Below are 16,877 nucleotides of genomic sequence, written 5' to 3'. Positions count from 1 at the left end.
CGTCTGCCGCACTCAATGCCAGCAAACATGTAAGCATTGCCAGATAAATCTTTTGCCTGATATAAAATTAATATTAGATGGTTTATGTTTTATGTTTTATGTGCAAACCATATATAGCCAAAATAACGTAAGAATATAAATATTAATTTTTAGTATTTAATATCGATTCAAAAGCTTTCAAACGTTTATGAATCGACAATAGCTCAATAATGGTTTTCCACGAACTAATCAGATATTGGAACGAATCACGCACATTGCCAAACACGTTCAGAATCTGATTAATTAGTCCCAAAGTCATCGTGCCTGCTGCAATCGAAGGGGATAATATGAATAAACCGAATAAATTATCCAACTGCATGTACCATGTACTCACCAAATTAAAATAGGCGTAATGAAAATACAATCGGTAGTAATTCACCCTTACCCGCTCAAAGAGTTCTTTTAATGTAGCTGGCTGGGCGCGTGCAATATCATCCTCTCCATATACCAACTCTTTCCGGTAAGCCGCTTCTACTTTCTGATTATTGAATTGCAATCCCGGTAGCTTAATCCCCACCACCATCAGCAGCACCGTACCAAATAAAGACCAGCCTATCGCCGCCCAAACCAGCGAGTATTTAATTTCACCAATCAATGCAAGCACAGGTACATGGCTAGACAATTCAAACAGAATCGGTAAAAAAGCAATCAGCACCATCACAGCCCGTACCAGACTGACACACAATTCTTCCACAATAGTGGCAAAGCGCATTGTATCTTCCTGCACCCGCTGAGAGGCTCCTTCTACTGTATGTAATTTTGGCCAGTGGTCTATATAATACTGGTTCATCGCAGTGCGCCAACGAAACACATAATGGCTGACAAAAAAAGCATTCAGCATAATCATAGTCACCGAAACCATCGCAATCAGCAAAAATGTCAGCATATTCTGATAAATATTACTGATTGGCCCTCCACCACTGCTAAGCATCTTCTGTATCATGTCCCAGAACGGTCCATACCAGGCATTTATCGCCACACTTACCTGCACATTAAACCAGATGTTAAACAGAATTAATGCCGAACCCCATATAGACCAACGCTGCCATGGATGGCGTGCCACCACCGACCAGAAAACCGCGAATACCAACGTAGCCAGCACAAACCAGATATAAAACCATACAAAAGCGGGCGACCAAAAACGAGAAAGGCCAATAGCCAGAGGCTTATCAGCATAGCCTTGCGGAAAGCCGAACCATTCACCAGCAGACTTACCTCCCGTATACCAGAGAGCAATATTTAAACCAATCCACAAAATGGCAGACAAAAAAAACCAACGAGGCTTAGGAAAAAACGACTGGAACACAATTTCATCCTGACAAAAAAACTACCGGTTAAAAAAAGATGGTTTCAACAATGTCAGCTCGTGCGTCACCAGCCATATGCATGCATCAGCGGAGATTGTAAAGAAGCTATTAAAAAGCGAGTGACCCACAAAGTCAATCAATATAGTTAATCCAGTAACGGATTTATTTTAAACATCTGTTTGTTGTGTCTGATAGTCTCAAGCACAGCAAATTGGCTAAGAGCATCCATTTTAAAATGGATTTGGATTTGTTCGTAATAATTACGGTACCCAAAAGTCCACCAGCAGAAAAAAAGATAGCAGAAAATGAGCAATGGCTAGAAAATTTCAAATATGCCTTTTTTTCCACAAAAAAATTATCCTCTATATTAAATATTTATTAGCTTATTTCACTATAAAAAGCAAAGAAACAAACCCATTATCATTATATTTTTAAGCATCAAAATACTTAAACGATGCAGGCAACTAACGTACAGCCGGCATCGCTTTCCTGTAGCGCTTAGTTTTACATATCATTCAGGGCTATTTTGCAGACCTAAAGTAATTAAATCAATTACCATGCGTGCAGAATTTTGGCCTGCTTGCTGTAAAAATTCATCAAAACTGATGGCAGCATTAGCGTCACCATTATCGGAAATGGCTCGGATGATGACAAACGGGATATGCAACTGATAGCAGGTCTGAACAATGGCAGCGGCTTCCATTTCCACCGCCAGCACATCAGCAAATTTATCTTTGATGGCACTGTTCTGCTCGGCAGTACCAATAAACTGATCTCCGCTGACTATCAAGCCTGTATGGATATGTGCACCAGTGAATACTTGCGCCGCACAAGTAGCTGCTTCAACCAAAAGCTCACTAGCTTTAAATCTAGGTGGCAGCTGTGGTACCTGACCAGATTCATAGCCAAAAGCAGTAACATCGACATCATGATGAGCTACTTCTTGTCCTACCACCACATCACCAATCTGCATACCAGCTTTAAGACCGCCTGCACTTCCCGTATTAATCACATAATCAGGTGCATATCGTTCAATAATGATTGCCGTTGTCAGTGCCGCATTGACTTTACCTATTCCGCTTAGTGCCAGCACTACCCGCACACCCTTAATTTCACCTAGATAAAAATGCACTGCTCCAGCCACATCATCCTGACGTTTTTCCAGTTGAGTTAGTAAATAATCCAGCTCAGGCTGCATGGCAGCAATAACGGCAATTAAAGGTGTTGGCATCATTCAATCTTTGTCATATTTTTTGATAAAAACAGGATAGCAGAATTTACTTTATGCAGCCAGATAGGCATGAATACTAATAATGTCAATGTTACCTAAACCAAACCAGATAATTTGATTTCACATTTAGTAGCAGAATTAAAATAAAGACAATTGCGACTGCTGTAATACTTTTCCAGCCAGAGCAGCACCCAGCCCACTGCGTCGTTGCTGGCTATTTTTAATTCCCTGAACCATTTGTCTGGCTGTACCACAGAAAATAAACTGCTCCCGTGCACGAGTCAAAGCAGTATAAAAAAGCGCTCGATTAAACAGTGGGTCATCCGCTGCAGCGTTAGTCTGAGGAGCCACAAACCACACACTATCATATTCCGAACCTTGACTTTTATGTACCGTGATCGCAAAGGCATCTTCGTGAGGAGGCAGACGGCTGAGAACCATCGAACGAAAAGAATTACCATCATTAAAATAGGCACACAGGTGACCAGAATGATTTTCATCAGGAAGAATGATACCTATATCGCCATTATACAAACCCACCGCATAATCATTTTGGGTAATCATGATAGGTAAACCAGCAAACCAGCTATCGGTATTCAGATGTAGCCGACTACGCAAAAACTGCCGGTAATGCCGATTAAATGCTTCAGCATCAGCTCGCCAAGCTGTCAACACCATAATATCATTTAGATGGCTAAAAACTGCATCAACATCATGATCGGCCACGGCCTGCCACCATGGCTGATGCAGAGCATACAAATCATGACACATCCGCTGCCAATCAGCCGAACGCACCTGCAACTGTGCTGGAAAGCGGCGGACGGCATTCATAGCACTTTCATCATCACCTTTAATACAGGCAGTCGCCAAAGCACCGATACCTTGCGTAGCATCAAAACGGTAGCTGTGACTCAATGTAGCCACATGACTTGCCATTCCAGCCTGACTACTGGTTTCGGGCAGAATCTGATTTGGCAGCAGCGTGGTAAGCTTTTGTTTTAGAGCAGGAGACAATACTGTCGGCCGCGACAACTCTGCTAATACATTACCAGCACCAACAGCTGGAAGCTGATTAGCATCACCAAGCAATATCAGACGCACATCCTCTTTCAGAGCACGCAGCAATGCCCGAAACAAAGATAAATCCAGCATTGAGGACTCATCCACCACCAGAATATCCACCGGTAAAGGATGCTCAGCATCATAAGGGCCTGTTAAAAGAGGCGGTTGTAGCTGAAGCAACCGGTGTACAGTTTGACCGCCAAGCCGTCCCAGCAAACGTCTACTGTCTTGATCCAAAGGTAGTTTACTTAAAGCTCGCTGCAAGGCATTGGCCATATGTGCTGCCGCTTTACCGGTAGGCGCCACCAAAGCAATATGCGGCGGACGTGATAATTTCCATGCGTGCTTGAGCACCAATCCCAAAATTTTAGCAACAGTAGTCGTTTTTCCGGTACCCGGCCCGCCATTTATAACCACAAAATGCTGTAATAGAGCCAGCGCCGCTGCAAACCTCTGCTGTGCACTGTCTGCATCCGGAAACCACTCAGTCAGATCAACAGCCACAGCCTCCATATCTAAAGGTACAGATTTTACTGTTGTGCGTTTCCACAGATTCTCAGCAATATCCTGCTCGAGTTGCCAGATACGGCCTGAAAACAAATGATTATCCAGCAAAACAAATGGCGTATACGCACCGGCTGCCCCTACCAGCATCCGACAATTGCGGACAGATGTCCGGTATTCGCGCGGAACAACAATATAACTGTCCCCCCGATTGAACGCCCATAACAGTGCATTAGCCCAAGGTTGCATCACAGCCCATTCAGCCGGAACAACTGTACCCAGCACCTGAGCCATTGCCGCCAGAGCCGGATGGTCGGGTTGTTCAGAGCCTGCCTCCACTGTTATTTCATTTGCCATACACTGCAACCATCATTAGCCATTAACCCTACGGTTCAGTTTGCTGCAAAAGGTATTAATTTCCCATCTGATACCGTTAATACCTCATCAAAACGTACAGCAAGCTCATCATCATGGGTCACCACTACCAGACTGGTGCCTAGCTCATGTTGCAAATCGAGCATCATATCGAGCACATTACTGGCATTTTTACGATCCAAATTTCCTGTAGGTTCATCCGCCAGAATACAGGCTGGATGAGTAACCAAAGCGCGAGCAATGGCAGCACGCTGCCGCTCACCGCCAGATAATTCTCCAGGACGATGCGCCAAACGCTGTTTCAAACCCACTTTATCCAGCATTGCTCTTGCTTGTTCTTCCGCCTGTGCTTTGGGCATGTGACCAATCAACAAAGGCATCATCACGTTTTCCAGCGCTGTAAACTCTGGCAGCAAATGATGAAACTGATATACAAAACCCAAATACTGATTTCGCAGCTGACCAATGGCTTTCTGACTCAGCTCAGTAATATCACGCCCCATTAGGCGAATGCTGCCTGAGCTGGGTGTATCCAGGCCACCCAAAAGATGTAGTAAAGTGGATTTACCACTGCCGGAAGCGCCAACCACACTGATACTTCGGCCACTCCCGATTTTGAAATTCAAATCATCAAGTACCGATACCTGTAAATGGCCATCATCATAAGTTTTACTGACATGTTCACATTCAATCACATATTCCGGCTTATTCATAACGTAATGCCTCCGCCGGTTGAGTTTTGGCAGCACGCCAGCTCGGATACAGCGTAGCCACAAAAGCCAGTAGCAAAGAAATCACCGCAATAGTACAAACATCAGTAAACTCCACATCCGACGGCAGGTAGCTAACAAAATAAATTTGCGATGGAATCAAATGTTTACCAGTTAGGTGCTCAAAAAAGGCAACAATGCGGCCAATATTCAAACCAAGAGTGACACCAAACAAGGTTCCGAAAAAAGTACCCAGAAAACCGGCTACCGCACCCTGAATCATGAAAATACGCATTACACCGGCTGGGGAAAGCCCAAGAGTGCGTAATATAGCAATATCTGCCTGCTTTTCAGTTACCGCCATCACTAATGAAGACACCAGATTAAATGCAGCCACCGCAATTATTAGCAGCAAAATGATAAACATCATGCGTTTTTCCATCTGTACTGCATCAAAATAACTGCGGTTTTGAAAAGTCCAGTCACGAATCCAAATTTCATTCTGTAATTTAGGTGGCACAATTTTGCGAATCACATCTGGTGCATTTTGTGGGTCAGCCAGTTTCAACCTTAGACCACTTACATTATTTCCTAGCCGGTAAAGCTTTTGAGCATCACTAATATGGGTTAAAGCCAGCGTATTATCCACTTCATAAATCTTGGTTTTTACTACCCCTACCAGAGTAAACTGTTTCAGACGCGGCACCATGCCAGCTGGCGTGACATTTCCATCAGGCGTGATAACAGTGATTTTGTCTCCAATATTAGCACCCAGCGCCTCTGCCAAATCCTTGCCCAACAAAATACCGAATTCATCAGGTTTCAGTGAAGCAAAACCATTTTTGGGCATGCCGGCTCCATAATCCACAACTTTGCCTTCCAGTGCGGGATCAATGCCGCGAATCTGCACTCCACGTACTTCGCCGGCATTGGCTAACAAAGCTTGGTCTGCTACATAGGGTGCCGTGCCCACCACCTGTGGATTCCCTTGTACTAACTTTTGCAAATCCTGCCAATGCTGATCCAGACTGTTTTCATAAAAGCCCATTTCAGCATGCGGAGCGACACTGAGTAACTGATTACGAATTTCTTTTTGAAAACCATTCATCACCGACAGCACCACAATCAAAGTAGTAACTCCGAGTGCGATACCAGCAATTGACACTGCGGTAATGAATGACATAAACCCGTTACGTTTCCTGGCCCGTAAATAACGTAAACCAATCCATGTTTCCAGAGATGCCATGAGTAAAAAATTTCAATAGAAAAAACTGATTGTACCCGAGCGTAACGAGCAGCGTCATGCTCAACACTTATAATAATAATGTTAATATTCGTTAATCAGACAATCGTTTTACACCAGCAACAGTTAAGCATCTCTCATCTCAAGTAAACTAGACTATTCAAATACCTGATTATATTTAACCTTTTAAATATTTTATAGGTCGAACTTAATTTCTGAACCATAAAAATCTAAAAGCACAAACGCATAAATATGTCATCCTAAAAGCAAACTGCTATTATCAACCCAAGTTCATTCTAACCTTCAAAACATACTTCCAAATACACAAATACAGCACTGTTGAAAGAGCATCTACATAGCAAAAATCAGCTTAGTTTTACCAGAATTAACCGCATAATTTTGATTATCATCAATACAATAGCTTTAATATATGCCATTGTTATATATACTACTTTTGCTCAATAGAAGAGTACAAAGGTTTACGCTACCATGCGCCTATTTCTAATTTTAGACTGATTCTGATTAACTGATAATGCGTATGAATACCCCATCTTCTCCACTATATAATCCGCTTACCCTACCCAACGGGGCCATTCTGAAAAACCGGCTGGTCATGGCACCAATGACAACATGCTGCGGATTCTATGATGGCACGGTTACCGACAACCTAATTGAATATTACCGCCAGCGAGCTGGCAGCATCGGAACTGTTATAGTGGAATGCGGGTTCGTCGATACCATGGGACCGGCTTTTCCTGGCGCCATCGGCATACATAACGACGACTGCATCGAAGGTCTGAGCCTGCTTGCTGCAGCTATCAAAGAACAAGGTTCTAAAGCAATTATACAAATCTATCATGGCGGACGCATGGTGGAACCTCAGCTTATCGGCGGCCAAACACCAAAAGCACCCAGTGCCATCGCTATTCCTCGACCAAATGCCACAGTACCGGTAGCAATGAGCGCGGGTGAAGTGGAAGACATGATTATAAAATTTGGCGATGCCGCCAGACGAGCCATAGCCGCCGGCTTCGATGGCATTGAAATTCATGGCGCCAATACTTATCTGATTCAACAGTTTTTCTCACCTCATGCCAACCAGCGACAAGACAAATGGGGTGGTAGCCGTGAAAACCGCACCCGTTTCCCGCTAGCGGTACTAGAAATCAGCCGGCAAATGGCAGAAGAACATGCAAATAAAGAATTTATCATTGGTTACCGCTTCTCACCAGAAGAGCTAGAAGTACCTGGGATTACCTTTGAAGATTCCTTGTTTTTACTAGATAAACTAGCACAAACCGGTCTTGACTATGTCCATTTCTCCATGGCTGCGACTTTACGTCCATCCATCATTGATACTGACGACGAAACACCGTTAATAGATAAATACATTCAACAGCGTTCAGCAGCGCTGGCTAAAGTACCCGTAATCGGCGTAGGTAATGTAGTAAACAAGGCTGATGCAGAGACAGCCATGGCACACGGCTATGATTTAGTAGCTGCAGGACGAGCATGCGTTGCCTATCCAGATTGGGCAGATCGTATACAGCAATACGATGATTTACAACTGTCCATGAATAGCGATCAGCGTACCGAGCTATGCATACCCGAGCCCTTATGGCGCTTTCCGCTTATCCATAGCATGGTACGAGAAATCAATACCAAAAAATTCCATGCCGGCACCTACCAGCAGACAGTCAGCGATGACTACGAAAACAAATTCGTTATCAATGTAGAGCTGGGAGAAGATTTCATCAAAGACATGTCACTTATAAATGCCGAACAGCTAGACCACGTATCCGTTCGCAATTTCAACGAAATCAAAGAGCGGATATTGGCCGCCAACAGCCCTTATGTCGATGCCATCAGTGGTGCCACATCACAGTGCGATGCCTTTAAAAAAGCAGTAACAAAAGCCATTTCCACCTCCTACAAAGTAGCCAGCATTGTTGAAGGCGGCGATGGCGACGACAAAACCTGTGATGTGGTTGTAGTAGGTAGTGGTGGTGCCGGACTGGCAGCAGCAATAGAAGCTCACGACAAAGGTGCATCTGTCGTCATCATTGAAAAAATGCCAATTGCCGGTGGCAATACCAATAAAGCCTCAGCCGGCATGAACGCCGCAGAAACCCTGTTCCAGCAACAGGCAGGCATTACCGACCATAAAGAATGGTTCTATAACGAGACCTTAAAAGGCGGTAAAAACAAAAACAATCCTGAACTATTACACTACTTTGTCGAACATGCGCCGGCGGCTATCAATTGGCTGGACGCAAAAGGAATCCGCTTAAACAATCTAACTACCACAGGCGGCATGAGCGTAGACCGCACTCATCGTCCAAATAATGGTGCGGCCGTAGGCGGATTTCTGATTAGCGGCTTATTGAAAAACATCAATGAGCGCGGTATCGAACTGATGCTCGATACCTCCGTTACCGATATCGAACTAAAAGATGGACGGATCAATGCAGTAATAGTGAATGACGAAGATGGCAATGAACAACGCATCAGCACCAAAGCAATCATCGTAGCCACAGGTGGTTTTGGTGCCAACGCGCAGATGGTGACACATTACCGACCAGACTTAGCAAATTTTGTAACCACCAACCACAAAGGCGCTACCGGTTCAGGCATTGCCCTGTTACAGAAAATCGGCGCTGGTACAGTTGACATGAATGAAATACAGATTCATCCCACAGTCGAACAAAAAACTGCCTATCTGATTTCAGAATCTATACGTGGCGGTGGTGCCATACTGGTATCACGGCATGGCAAACGCTTTGTCAACGAGCTAGACACACGCGATAAAGTTTCCAACAGTATCATCGCCCTTACAGATCATTATGCTTATATATTATTCGATGAGCAAATACGTCAGGAAAATAAAGCAGCAGATACCTACATCGGCAAAGGACTGGCTGTACAGGCAGATTCTTTAGTTGGACTGGCAGAAAAACTGGATATCAACCCGGAAACCCTCAGCAATACGGTAGAACGCTATAATCGTTTTGTCGAACAGCAGCATGACGAAGATTTCGGCCGCACCACCGGCATGCGCCATCCTTTAAACCAGCCATCATTCTATGCAATTCCGATTGCACCAGGTATCCACCATACCATGGGTGGTGTTACTATCAACACCAATACAGAAGTACTTGATACCAATGCGCAAGTTATTAAAGGCGCATACGCAGCAGGCGAAGTAGCTGGTGGCGTACACGGGGGTAACCGCATCGGTGGTAACGCCATTGCCGATATCATTATTTTTGGTATTCAGGCTGGTGATCAGGCAGCTGCCTATGCAAAAGACCTATAATTATTGATTTACCTTGCTCATCACCATGTCAGAAACCTGCCATACCTACAGCCAGCAGCTCATGGGAACAACAGTTTCCCTACAACTTTTTGTAGAAAACCTGCCGGCAGTATCAGCTGTGTTTCAAACCATACAGGCTTTAGAAACACGATTAACGGTCAACAGAAACCATTCAGAAGTGATGAGCATCAATCATGCTGCCGGCTCACAGCCGGTAGCAGTCAGCAAACTAGTTTTTGATTTAATCCGTCAGGCCAAACAGGCCAGCCTACTTCCCCATAGCTGTTTCAACTTTGCCATTGGACCACTGGTTAAACTATGGAAAATCGGCTTTAACGGCCACAGCGTCCCGCCTGCTGAAGAAATTGCTAAGCGGCTGACCCTAGCTAATCCTGAGCTAATAAAACTAGACGAAAAAAATCATACTGTTTTTCTGACCAGAACCGGCATGGAAATAGATTTAGGTGCCATTGCCAAAGGCTATATAGCAGATATAACCAAACTGGTATTAGCCAGCTATGGCATCCATCAGGCCATAATCAACTGTGGCGGTAATGTATTAACCATTGGAAGCTCGCCCCTCACCAGCAATCAGCAATGGCATATCGGACTAAAACGCCCGTTTGCCGCCGCAGACAGCCTGCTGGGAATTCTACATCTGCAAAATAAATCAGTTGTAACATCTGGGATTTATGAACGCTATTTCATCCTGAATGAAAAACTGTATCACCACATCATTGATCCTCAGAGTGGCTACCCTTTAGACAATGAGCTGCAAAGTGTCACTATCATTTCCGACAACTCCTTGACTGGCGATATCTATTCCACAATTCTTTATGGCTTGGGAGTAGAACGAGGAATAAAAGAATTAGATAAACATCAATATATGGGTGCCATATTTGTGACCAAAGACAAAAAAATAATCATCAGATCCAATCAGCACTTCGAATTTAAATCACTAGCAGATGATTACCAAATTTGCTCATATGAACTAAATTGAATTCCTACGAACTGCCTGAAATAGCCAATACCCAAATAATAAATCAATATTTTTAATTATCATTATTTCATCAATAATTCTTTCAGCACCGCTATTAGACGCTGCTGTTGCTCAACTGTCCCAATACTGATACGCAAAAAATTATCAATCCTGGCCTGTTGAAAATGGCGCACCACCACACCATGCTGGCGCAAAAAGACAGCAATCTCCTCGGCAGCTTTTTCTACGTGACAAGCAAATACAAAATTGGCATAAGAAGGTAAGACTTCAAAACCCAGTTGCCGTAATTGTTCAGTCAGCCAGATACGGTTATCGATGACTTTTTTACAAGTAGAACGGAAATAGCCATCATCCTTGAAGGCAGCAATAGCCGCTGCCTGTGCCACACGATCCAGCGGATAGGAATTAAAACTGTTTTTTACTCGCTCTAGCCCTTCAATCAATTCAGCCTGCCCCAATGCCAGACCAACCCGCATACCAGCTAGCGACCGTGATTTAGATAATGTCTGCACTACGAGTAGATTAGGATAATCTGTAATCAACTTCACCGCAGAGACACCACCGAAATCAATATAAGCTTCATCCACCAGCACCACACAATCAGGATTAGCTTGCAATATCTTTTCAATCATTACGAGTGGTAGGATACAGCCGGTAGGTGCATTCGGGTTTGGAAAAATCACACCCGCCACTGCCCCAGCGTAATCTGCCGAATTAATGGCAAACTGCGCATCCAGTGGTATCACACGCGGTTTCACATCATACAACTGACAATACACTGGATAAAAGCTATAGCTAACATCGGGCATCAACAACTGCTGTTTACCTTGAAAAAAAGCTGCAAAAGCGTGTGCCAGCACCTCATCAGAGCCATTTCCCACAAACACTTGCGATTTTTGCAAACCATAGTAGTCTGCCACTGTCTGCTTAAGATTATCTGCATTCGGATCAGGGTATAAACGCAAATCCCCATTTACTGCGTCATGCATTGCCTGTAACACCAAAGGTGATGGTGCAAATGGATTCTCATTAGTGTTCAGTTTAACCAGATTAGAAAATTTAGGCTGCTCACCGGGTACATAAGGCTGCAACCTTTTAGTATTCTCACTCCAAAATTTACTCATTCTATTTCTATTCCCTTATTATAAAACTTGGTTACTTACAAACCCACACAATCGCAACTCAGCCCCGTATCACAACCGAATTCATACTGTTACAGGCTCACCAGCATAGCTTGGGCTGATCAATAAAGATTCAGCATCACGCGTACTCAATTGCTCAGGCAGCAAATAATCCAATTTTTTAGTCGTTAGCACCATACATGCCGCTTCACTCAGGCCACAGATATATAAAGTTTTACCTTGCTGATGCAGGTTACGTGCCAACACCTGCAGATGGACAAATACCGTCACATCAGTATGACAGCCTGCACTCACATCCAGATAAACCTTTTGTACTTTCAATGTCCGAACCAAATCAAAACTTCTATGGAGTAAGCTACTGGCATTAGCAAACAGCAAAATCTGTGGCAGCGTAATAACAGCTTCCTGTACCACAATCTGCACTTCAGGCAGCAACAACGGCCATGCTCGCAGACGAATAGTATGCCAGCACATCACAATCAAGCCTAAAGAAATAATCAGCCATAAACCGGCACAGATACCAAACAACACAATCAGCAGCGCAGAAACACACAACCATAACAAATCACCCCATTGGCGATAATACAAGCGCAACTCACTCCAGTTTATCTGCACGCAGATTGCATACAGCGCAATTACGGCCAGCACTGGCAGCGGAACCGCACGCCACCATGACCAGCAATAGATCAGTAACAATATCACCAGTGCTGTCAACAACGTCGAACGGGTTAATCGCAGAGCCTGATCATCTACATAACCCACACTGGCCACCATACCGCCAGTCAGCGCAGACAGAATATTAGTCAAACCAGTCAAACCAGTGCTGTACCGGAAACGATCTGGTAAATATTGGCAAATTTCTACATTAATCAATAAAGCAATCGTAGCACTCATAAATACCAGCAAAGCCCAGTCTGCATGTACTTGACTCACTTGCATCCAAACTTGCCAGTTTTGCTGTACCGGAGTAGCCACACCCAGCAATGTAAACGGCCAAATATGGCTGAGCATCCATACCAACAGCAACACCCACAAAGCTTTCGGCTGAGATTGCGTTCGCCAAAACAGCAGTAAAGCAAGAGAAAGAGCAGCCAGCACCACGCTCGGCCAATTCCAGCTATGCCAGTTTAGCAGTAGCACCCATTGCTCCAGCCATGAGCTATTATTGGCGGCCACACCAAGAATAATCGGTGCCAGCATCACCATCAGAGTCAAGGAAATCCCCATTCCAATACCGTGCCACACCGGACGGGCAATCCAGTTCATACAATGCCGTGGCAGAATCACAGTCAGCAATACTAACCAGCCTCCAGTAAACAGAGTCAGCATACTCGCTACCATAAGCCGATCCGACACCGCACCGGCATAGTAAGCTATCGATGCGGTAAGCATCAAAGCTGAAAACGGTGCGGGCGTCAGCAATACTTTATTACGGCCACCAAAAAGAAGGCAGCACAATAGTGCACACAACAAGCTGGCCAGAGCCATAGAAATGGGCAAGCCGGTGATACCGGCACAGGCAAGAGCCATCGGCAAAACATAGCCCAGCATCTTCCAGCCATGTGACAGCCATACCAAAGGCCGCCACTTAAAGCTTTTCAGTTCCAAGGTATTATCCTTTAGCCCAAATCATCAGGATAAATTAACATCAGTCGAGCAAAATTCTTGAGCACCAGATTGCAAACGCAGATGAAGAGCGCGAGCCATTTGCAAGGCCTGCTCAGAATCCTGTGCAAGAACAGTAAAATGTCCCATCTTGCGACTCGGACGGACTTGTTTTTTACCATACAGATGTAAAAATGCCGTTGCATGATTCAGCACGACAGACCAGTTCGGTTCAGCTTGCAGCGGCCATACATCACCAAGAATATTGGCCATACAGCAAGGCTGTAACAAATCAGCAGCAGCCGGTTTTAAACCACACATTATTCTCACCTGTTGCTGAAACTGGTCCGAAATACAGGCATCCATACTAAAATGGCCCGAATTATGCGGCCGCGGCGCCACTTCATTCACTACCAGCTGCATCTTGCTGCCCACAACAAACATCTCAACTGCCATGACCCCTCTATATTCCATGGCCTGAGCCAGCCGGCATGCCATCTGCTCAGCCTGCTGTAAAACTGAAAGAGGTAGTCTAGCCGGTACCAGCGAATATGCCAAAATACCATTTTCATGCTGGTTTTCTGCAACTGGAAAACACACCGTGTGCTCTTCATCAAGCCGTGCCACTACCACCGAAATTTCCGCACGCAAATCTACTTTTTTTTCCAGCACACAGCGCACCTGCCCTAATTTGGCAAAAGCAGACTTCAATTCAGCAATTGTACTAACCGCTATCTGACCTTTACCATCATAGCCCAGCGTCGCCGTCTTCAGTATTCCTGGTAATAATTCTTCAACATGGCTATCAATATCAGATTCAGCACAAACAACACGATAAGGTACCGTTTTCAGCCCAGCTTTAGCAATCCATTCCTTTTCCTGCTGCCTGTCTTGTGCAATAGCCACACATTCACCAGAGGGAGACACAACTGTATATTGTGCCAACCAGCGCATAGACTGAGCATTGACATTTTCAAATTCCGTCGTTACCGCCGCACATTCAGCCATAGCCTGTAAAGCTTTAGAATCATCAAAAGCAGCGCACAAATGCACATCAGCAAATTGAGCAGCAGGAGCTTCAGGATCAGGATCCCATACCATCACCTGATAACCCATTGTTTTAGCAGCAACTGTAAACATTGCCCCTAACTGGCCACCGCCCATAATGCCCAGCATTGAAGGTGGCAGAATACAGGAAGAAAAACAAGACATAACGGTATAGAACAACCCTCAGAATACAAACAATATCATTTTAAAATAATCTTATGCCAAAACAGCTAACAGCATTGAGATCTTAAACTTACTCAGTGTCTAATTTACCTGTCAGCAAATCAATATACAAACTATGCAAATAATAATAGTAATTAATGCACTTAGCAGCCAGATAGGTTGCAAAAAACCTTCATATCAGCCAAATCTCAGAATTTTTAAATAAAAAAATAAAATTCTTTAAATAAATTACCTTAACCAATCGAAAAATAAAATTAAGTAAACCCAAAAATAATATTACCTTCAATTATGTTAACATAAATCAATTCTTGATTACAAAATCAAACACAAATGACCAGTTATAATCCATCAATTTAAATTCAAAATTAGTAAAACAGAGCAATCAACAGTCATCTAATTAGATACCACAAACCCAAATACATTTAATCAATTTCCAATTTATTCATAGTTTTAATGAAATTTCTGACTAGAAACATCACTACAGGGTTGTAATTGCAAAGAGCCGTTAGCCCCATCCACACATAATTTACTATCCCTATCTCGAAGCTGGCGTCCCGTTAGTAACCAGTTATTTCTTCTACTTTGCGTACAAGAAACGACTCCAACATCATGATTTTTAACAGCAAGGCAACGATTGTTCAGCCATACTTTTCCCTGATGGAAATACATAGCCTCACTGATTTCTCCAGCCGTACAAGTTTCAAGCAAAACAGGCTGCCATACCGAAGCCATGCTTTTCGTACGCAAACATACACTATTGAGCGGACGCAAGCTGATACTGGAAGAAACAGGATAAACAGGCGGATAAGGTAAAATTTCAGGATAATCTGGATAAGGCAGAGCAGCAGGATATACGGGCGTATCAGTATAAATCACAGTTGAGCCAGCAGTGGCATCAATATGTACCGTTTTATTAATCGTAGTGGTTCGTGAAATAGGCAAATCAACAATGATATCGCGCTCACCATGACCGGAATGATATATGACCGCTGCTTGGTTCAAAGCTGGACAACACAGCATACTCATCAAAATCAAAATTTGCTTGAATTGTATATTGCCAATCATTATCACCTCCCGTAATCATAACCCAGAAATTATCGATGCCTGATCTCCCAACACTGGTGAATGCGGGTATTGCGAAAATCATCAGGTACAGTATTTGCAGAAATATCCCGAATGCTGTAGCGTTGATGCAAACCAGCATTCAACGTGAAACTCCGCAGATTATTTGAGAAAAACAACACCCCCTGTGGCGCCAATAAATGCATCGCCCCATCAATCAACTTTTCCTGATCCCGTTGAATATCAAGAATATCTCGCATTTTCTTACTATTAGAAAAACTCGGTGGATCCATTACAATTAAATCAAACTGCCTGCTTAGTTCAGCTGCCTGCTGCAGATACAGGAACACATCAGCACGCACAATCTGATGCTTTAAACTATCCAATCCATTTAGCTCAAAATTACGTTTCGCCCATTGCAGATAAGTATTTGACAAATCGACCGTTTCACTCAATATGGCTCCGCCGGTGGCCGCATAAACCGTAAAACTACCCGTATAAGCAAATAAATTCAAAAAACGTTTACCTTCAGCTAGATTACCGATTAACCTGCGAGTATTACGATGATCTATAAATAAACCCGTATCTAAATACTTATCCAGATTTACCCAAAAAGCACGTCCGTATTCATGAATAACAAAATCTGTGCCTTCAGCACCGGTTTTTTCATACTGCTCTTTACCTTTCTGGCGCGCCCGTCTTTTAACATGAATATTGTCTGCAGGCAGCCCTGTAACGAACACTATCGCCTCAATCACCCCGCCCAGCCATTCCTCATACTCTGTCTTCTGCATCAGCCAGCCAGTATCATATTCCTGCAAATGAACCTGATCCTTATAAATATCCACCGCAAACGGATATTGAGGAATATCACGGTCGTACATCCGCCATGCCTCCAGCCCCTCACGCTGCGCCCACTTACGCAAATGTTTAATATTCTTACCAAGACGGTTAGCAAAAGCACCTATATCATTACTCATAAATAAAACTTTACATATCTGCCACAAACAACCTAATACCCACATTGTAACGGAAAAAACCACCATCTCCC

Annotated in this window: 12 protein-coding genes; 2 read left to right on the top strand and 10 right to left on the bottom strand. The window is 43.8% G+C overall.

Translation table 11 applies throughout. The annotated features are described in order from the left end of the window. Window positions 1-142: 142 nt before the first annotated feature. From sbmA to J3U75_RS01255, 5 genes are all read right to left on the bottom strand, one after another. Window positions 143-1,345, bottom strand: a complete 1,203-nt coding sequence (gene sbmA, locus J3U75_RS01275) for a peptide antibiotic transporter SbmA (RefSeq protein WP_323811343.1) — start codon at window positions 1,343-1,345, stop codon at window positions 143-145. 512 nt (window positions 1,346-1,857) lie between these two features. Beyond that, window positions 1,858-2,577, bottom strand: coding sequence for a 5'-methylthioadenosine/adenosylhomocysteine nucleosidase (locus tag J3U75_RS01270; RefSeq protein WP_267390147.1), 720 nt, complete (start codon window positions 2,575-2,577; stop codon window positions 1,858-1,860). 138 nt (window positions 2,578-2,715) lie between these two features. Next, entirely contained in the window at window positions 2,716-4,500 is a 1,785-nt protein-coding gene (recD, locus tag J3U75_RS01265; protein ID WP_267390146.1) for an exodeoxyribonuclease V subunit alpha, read from the bottom strand. A 35-nt stretch (window positions 4,501-4,535) separates the two neighbouring features. Further along, complete coding sequence (gene lolD, locus J3U75_RS01260) at window positions 4,536-5,231, bottom strand: lipoprotein-releasing ABC transporter ATP-binding protein LolD (protein WP_100140016.1); 696 nt, start codon at window positions 5,229-5,231, stop codon at window positions 4,536-4,538. After that, complete coding sequence (locus J3U75_RS01255) at window positions 5,224-6,474, bottom strand: lipoprotein-releasing ABC transporter permease subunit (protein ID WP_267390145.1); 1,251 nt, start codon at window positions 6,472-6,474, stop codon at window positions 5,224-5,226. The genes lolD and J3U75_RS01255 overlap by 8 nt, the downstream gene beginning before the upstream one ends. A 535-nt stretch (window positions 6,475-7,009) precedes the next feature. On the opposite strand from J3U75_RS01255, the gene J3U75_RS01250 reads away from it, so the two are divergent. Together J3U75_RS01250 and J3U75_RS01245 are read left to right on the top strand one after the other, a co-directional pair. After that, on the top strand, window positions 7,010-9,787 hold the full coding sequence (locus J3U75_RS01250; RefSeq protein WP_267390143.1) for a flavocytochrome c: 2,778 nt from the start codon (window positions 7,010-7,012) through the stop codon (window positions 9,785-9,787). Window positions 9,788-9,812: 25 nt separating this feature from the next. Continuing rightward, window positions 9,813-10,787, top strand: coding sequence for an FAD:protein FMN transferase (locus tag J3U75_RS01245; RefSeq protein WP_267390141.1), 975 nt, complete (start codon window positions 9,813-9,815; stop codon window positions 10,785-10,787). A 62-nt stretch (window positions 10,788-10,849) separates the two neighbouring features. Here the strand turns inward: J3U75_RS01245 and hisC are convergent, their stop codons facing one another. From hisC to J3U75_RS01220, 5 genes are all read right to left on the bottom strand, one after another. Continuing rightward, window positions 10,850-11,911, bottom strand: coding sequence for a histidinol-phosphate transaminase (hisC, locus tag J3U75_RS01240; protein WP_267390140.1), 1,062 nt, complete (start codon window positions 11,909-11,911; stop codon window positions 10,850-10,852). A gap of 81 nt (window positions 11,912-11,992) precedes the next feature. Further along, window positions 11,993-13,537, bottom strand: coding sequence for a SulP family inorganic anion transporter (locus J3U75_RS01235; RefSeq protein WP_267390139.1), 1,545 nt, complete (start codon window positions 13,535-13,537; stop codon window positions 11,993-11,995). Window positions 13,538-13,561: 24 nt separating this feature from the next. After that, window positions 13,562-14,746 (bottom strand): 5-(carboxyamino)imidazole ribonucleotide synthase, encoded by a 1,185-nt coding sequence (locus tag J3U75_RS01230; RefSeq protein WP_267390137.1) that lies wholly within the window; start codon window positions 14,744-14,746, stop codon window positions 13,562-13,564. 468 nt (window positions 14,747-15,214) lie between these two features. Further along, window positions 15,215-15,829: a ricin-type beta-trefoil lectin domain protein gene (locus tag J3U75_RS01225; RefSeq protein ID WP_267390136.1), complete on the bottom strand. Its 615-nt coding sequence runs from the start codon at window positions 15,827-15,829 to the stop codon at window positions 15,215-15,217. Between the two features lie 29 nt (window positions 15,830-15,858). Next, window positions 15,859-16,806, bottom strand: a complete 948-nt coding sequence (locus J3U75_RS01220) for a class I SAM-dependent methyltransferase (protein WP_267390135.1) — start codon at window positions 16,804-16,806, stop codon at window positions 15,859-15,861. Window positions 16,807-16,877: the final 71 nt, after the last annotated feature.

This window comes from Snodgrassella sp. B3088, from assembly GCF_026535815.1.
GTDB lineage: Bacteria > Pseudomonadota > Gammaproteobacteria > Burkholderiales > Neisseriaceae > Snodgrassella > Snodgrassella alvi_E.
This window is presented reverse-complemented; position numbering and strand designations above follow the sequence as displayed.

What these genes read in the sequence shown, in the direction of transcription:
- J3U75_RS01270 (WP_267390147.1), bottom strand. Translation starts at nt 2,577, where the DNA reads ATGCCAACACCTTTAATTGCCGTTATTGCTGCCATGCAGCCTGAGCTG.
- recD (WP_267390146.1), bottom strand. Translation starts at nt 4,500, where the DNA reads ATGGCAAATGAAATAACAGTGGAGGCAGGCTCTGAACAACCCGACCAT.
- lolD (WP_100140016.1), bottom strand. Translation starts at nt 5,231, where the DNA reads ATGAATAAGCCGGAATATGTGATTGAATGTGAACATGTCAGTAAAACT.
- J3U75_RS01255 (WP_267390145.1), bottom strand. Translation starts at nt 6,474, where the DNA reads ATGGCATCTCTGGAAACATGGATTGGTTTACGTTATTTACGGGCCAGG.
- J3U75_RS01250 (WP_267390143.1), top strand. Translation starts at nt 7,010, where the DNA reads ATGAATACCCCATCTTCTCCACTATATAATCCGCTTACCCTACCCAAC.
- J3U75_RS01245 (WP_267390141.1), top strand. Translation starts at nt 9,813, where the DNA reads ATGTCAGAAACCTGCCATACCTACAGCCAGCAGCTCATGGGAACAACA.
- hisC (WP_267390140.1), bottom strand. Translation starts at nt 11,911, where the DNA reads ATGAGTAAATTTTGGAGTGAGAATACTAAAAGGTTGCAGCCTTATGTA.
- J3U75_RS01230 (WP_267390137.1), bottom strand. Translation starts at nt 14,746, where the DNA reads ATGTCTTGTTTTTCTTCCTGTATTCTGCCACCTTCAATGCTGGGCATT.
- J3U75_RS01225 (WP_267390136.1), bottom strand. Translation starts at nt 15,829, where the DNA reads ATGATTGGCAATATACAATTCAAGCAAATTTTGATTTTGATGAGTATG.
- J3U75_RS01220 (WP_267390135.1), bottom strand. Translation starts at nt 16,806, where the DNA reads ATGAGTAATGATATAGGTGCTTTTGCTAACCGTCTTGGTAAGAATATT.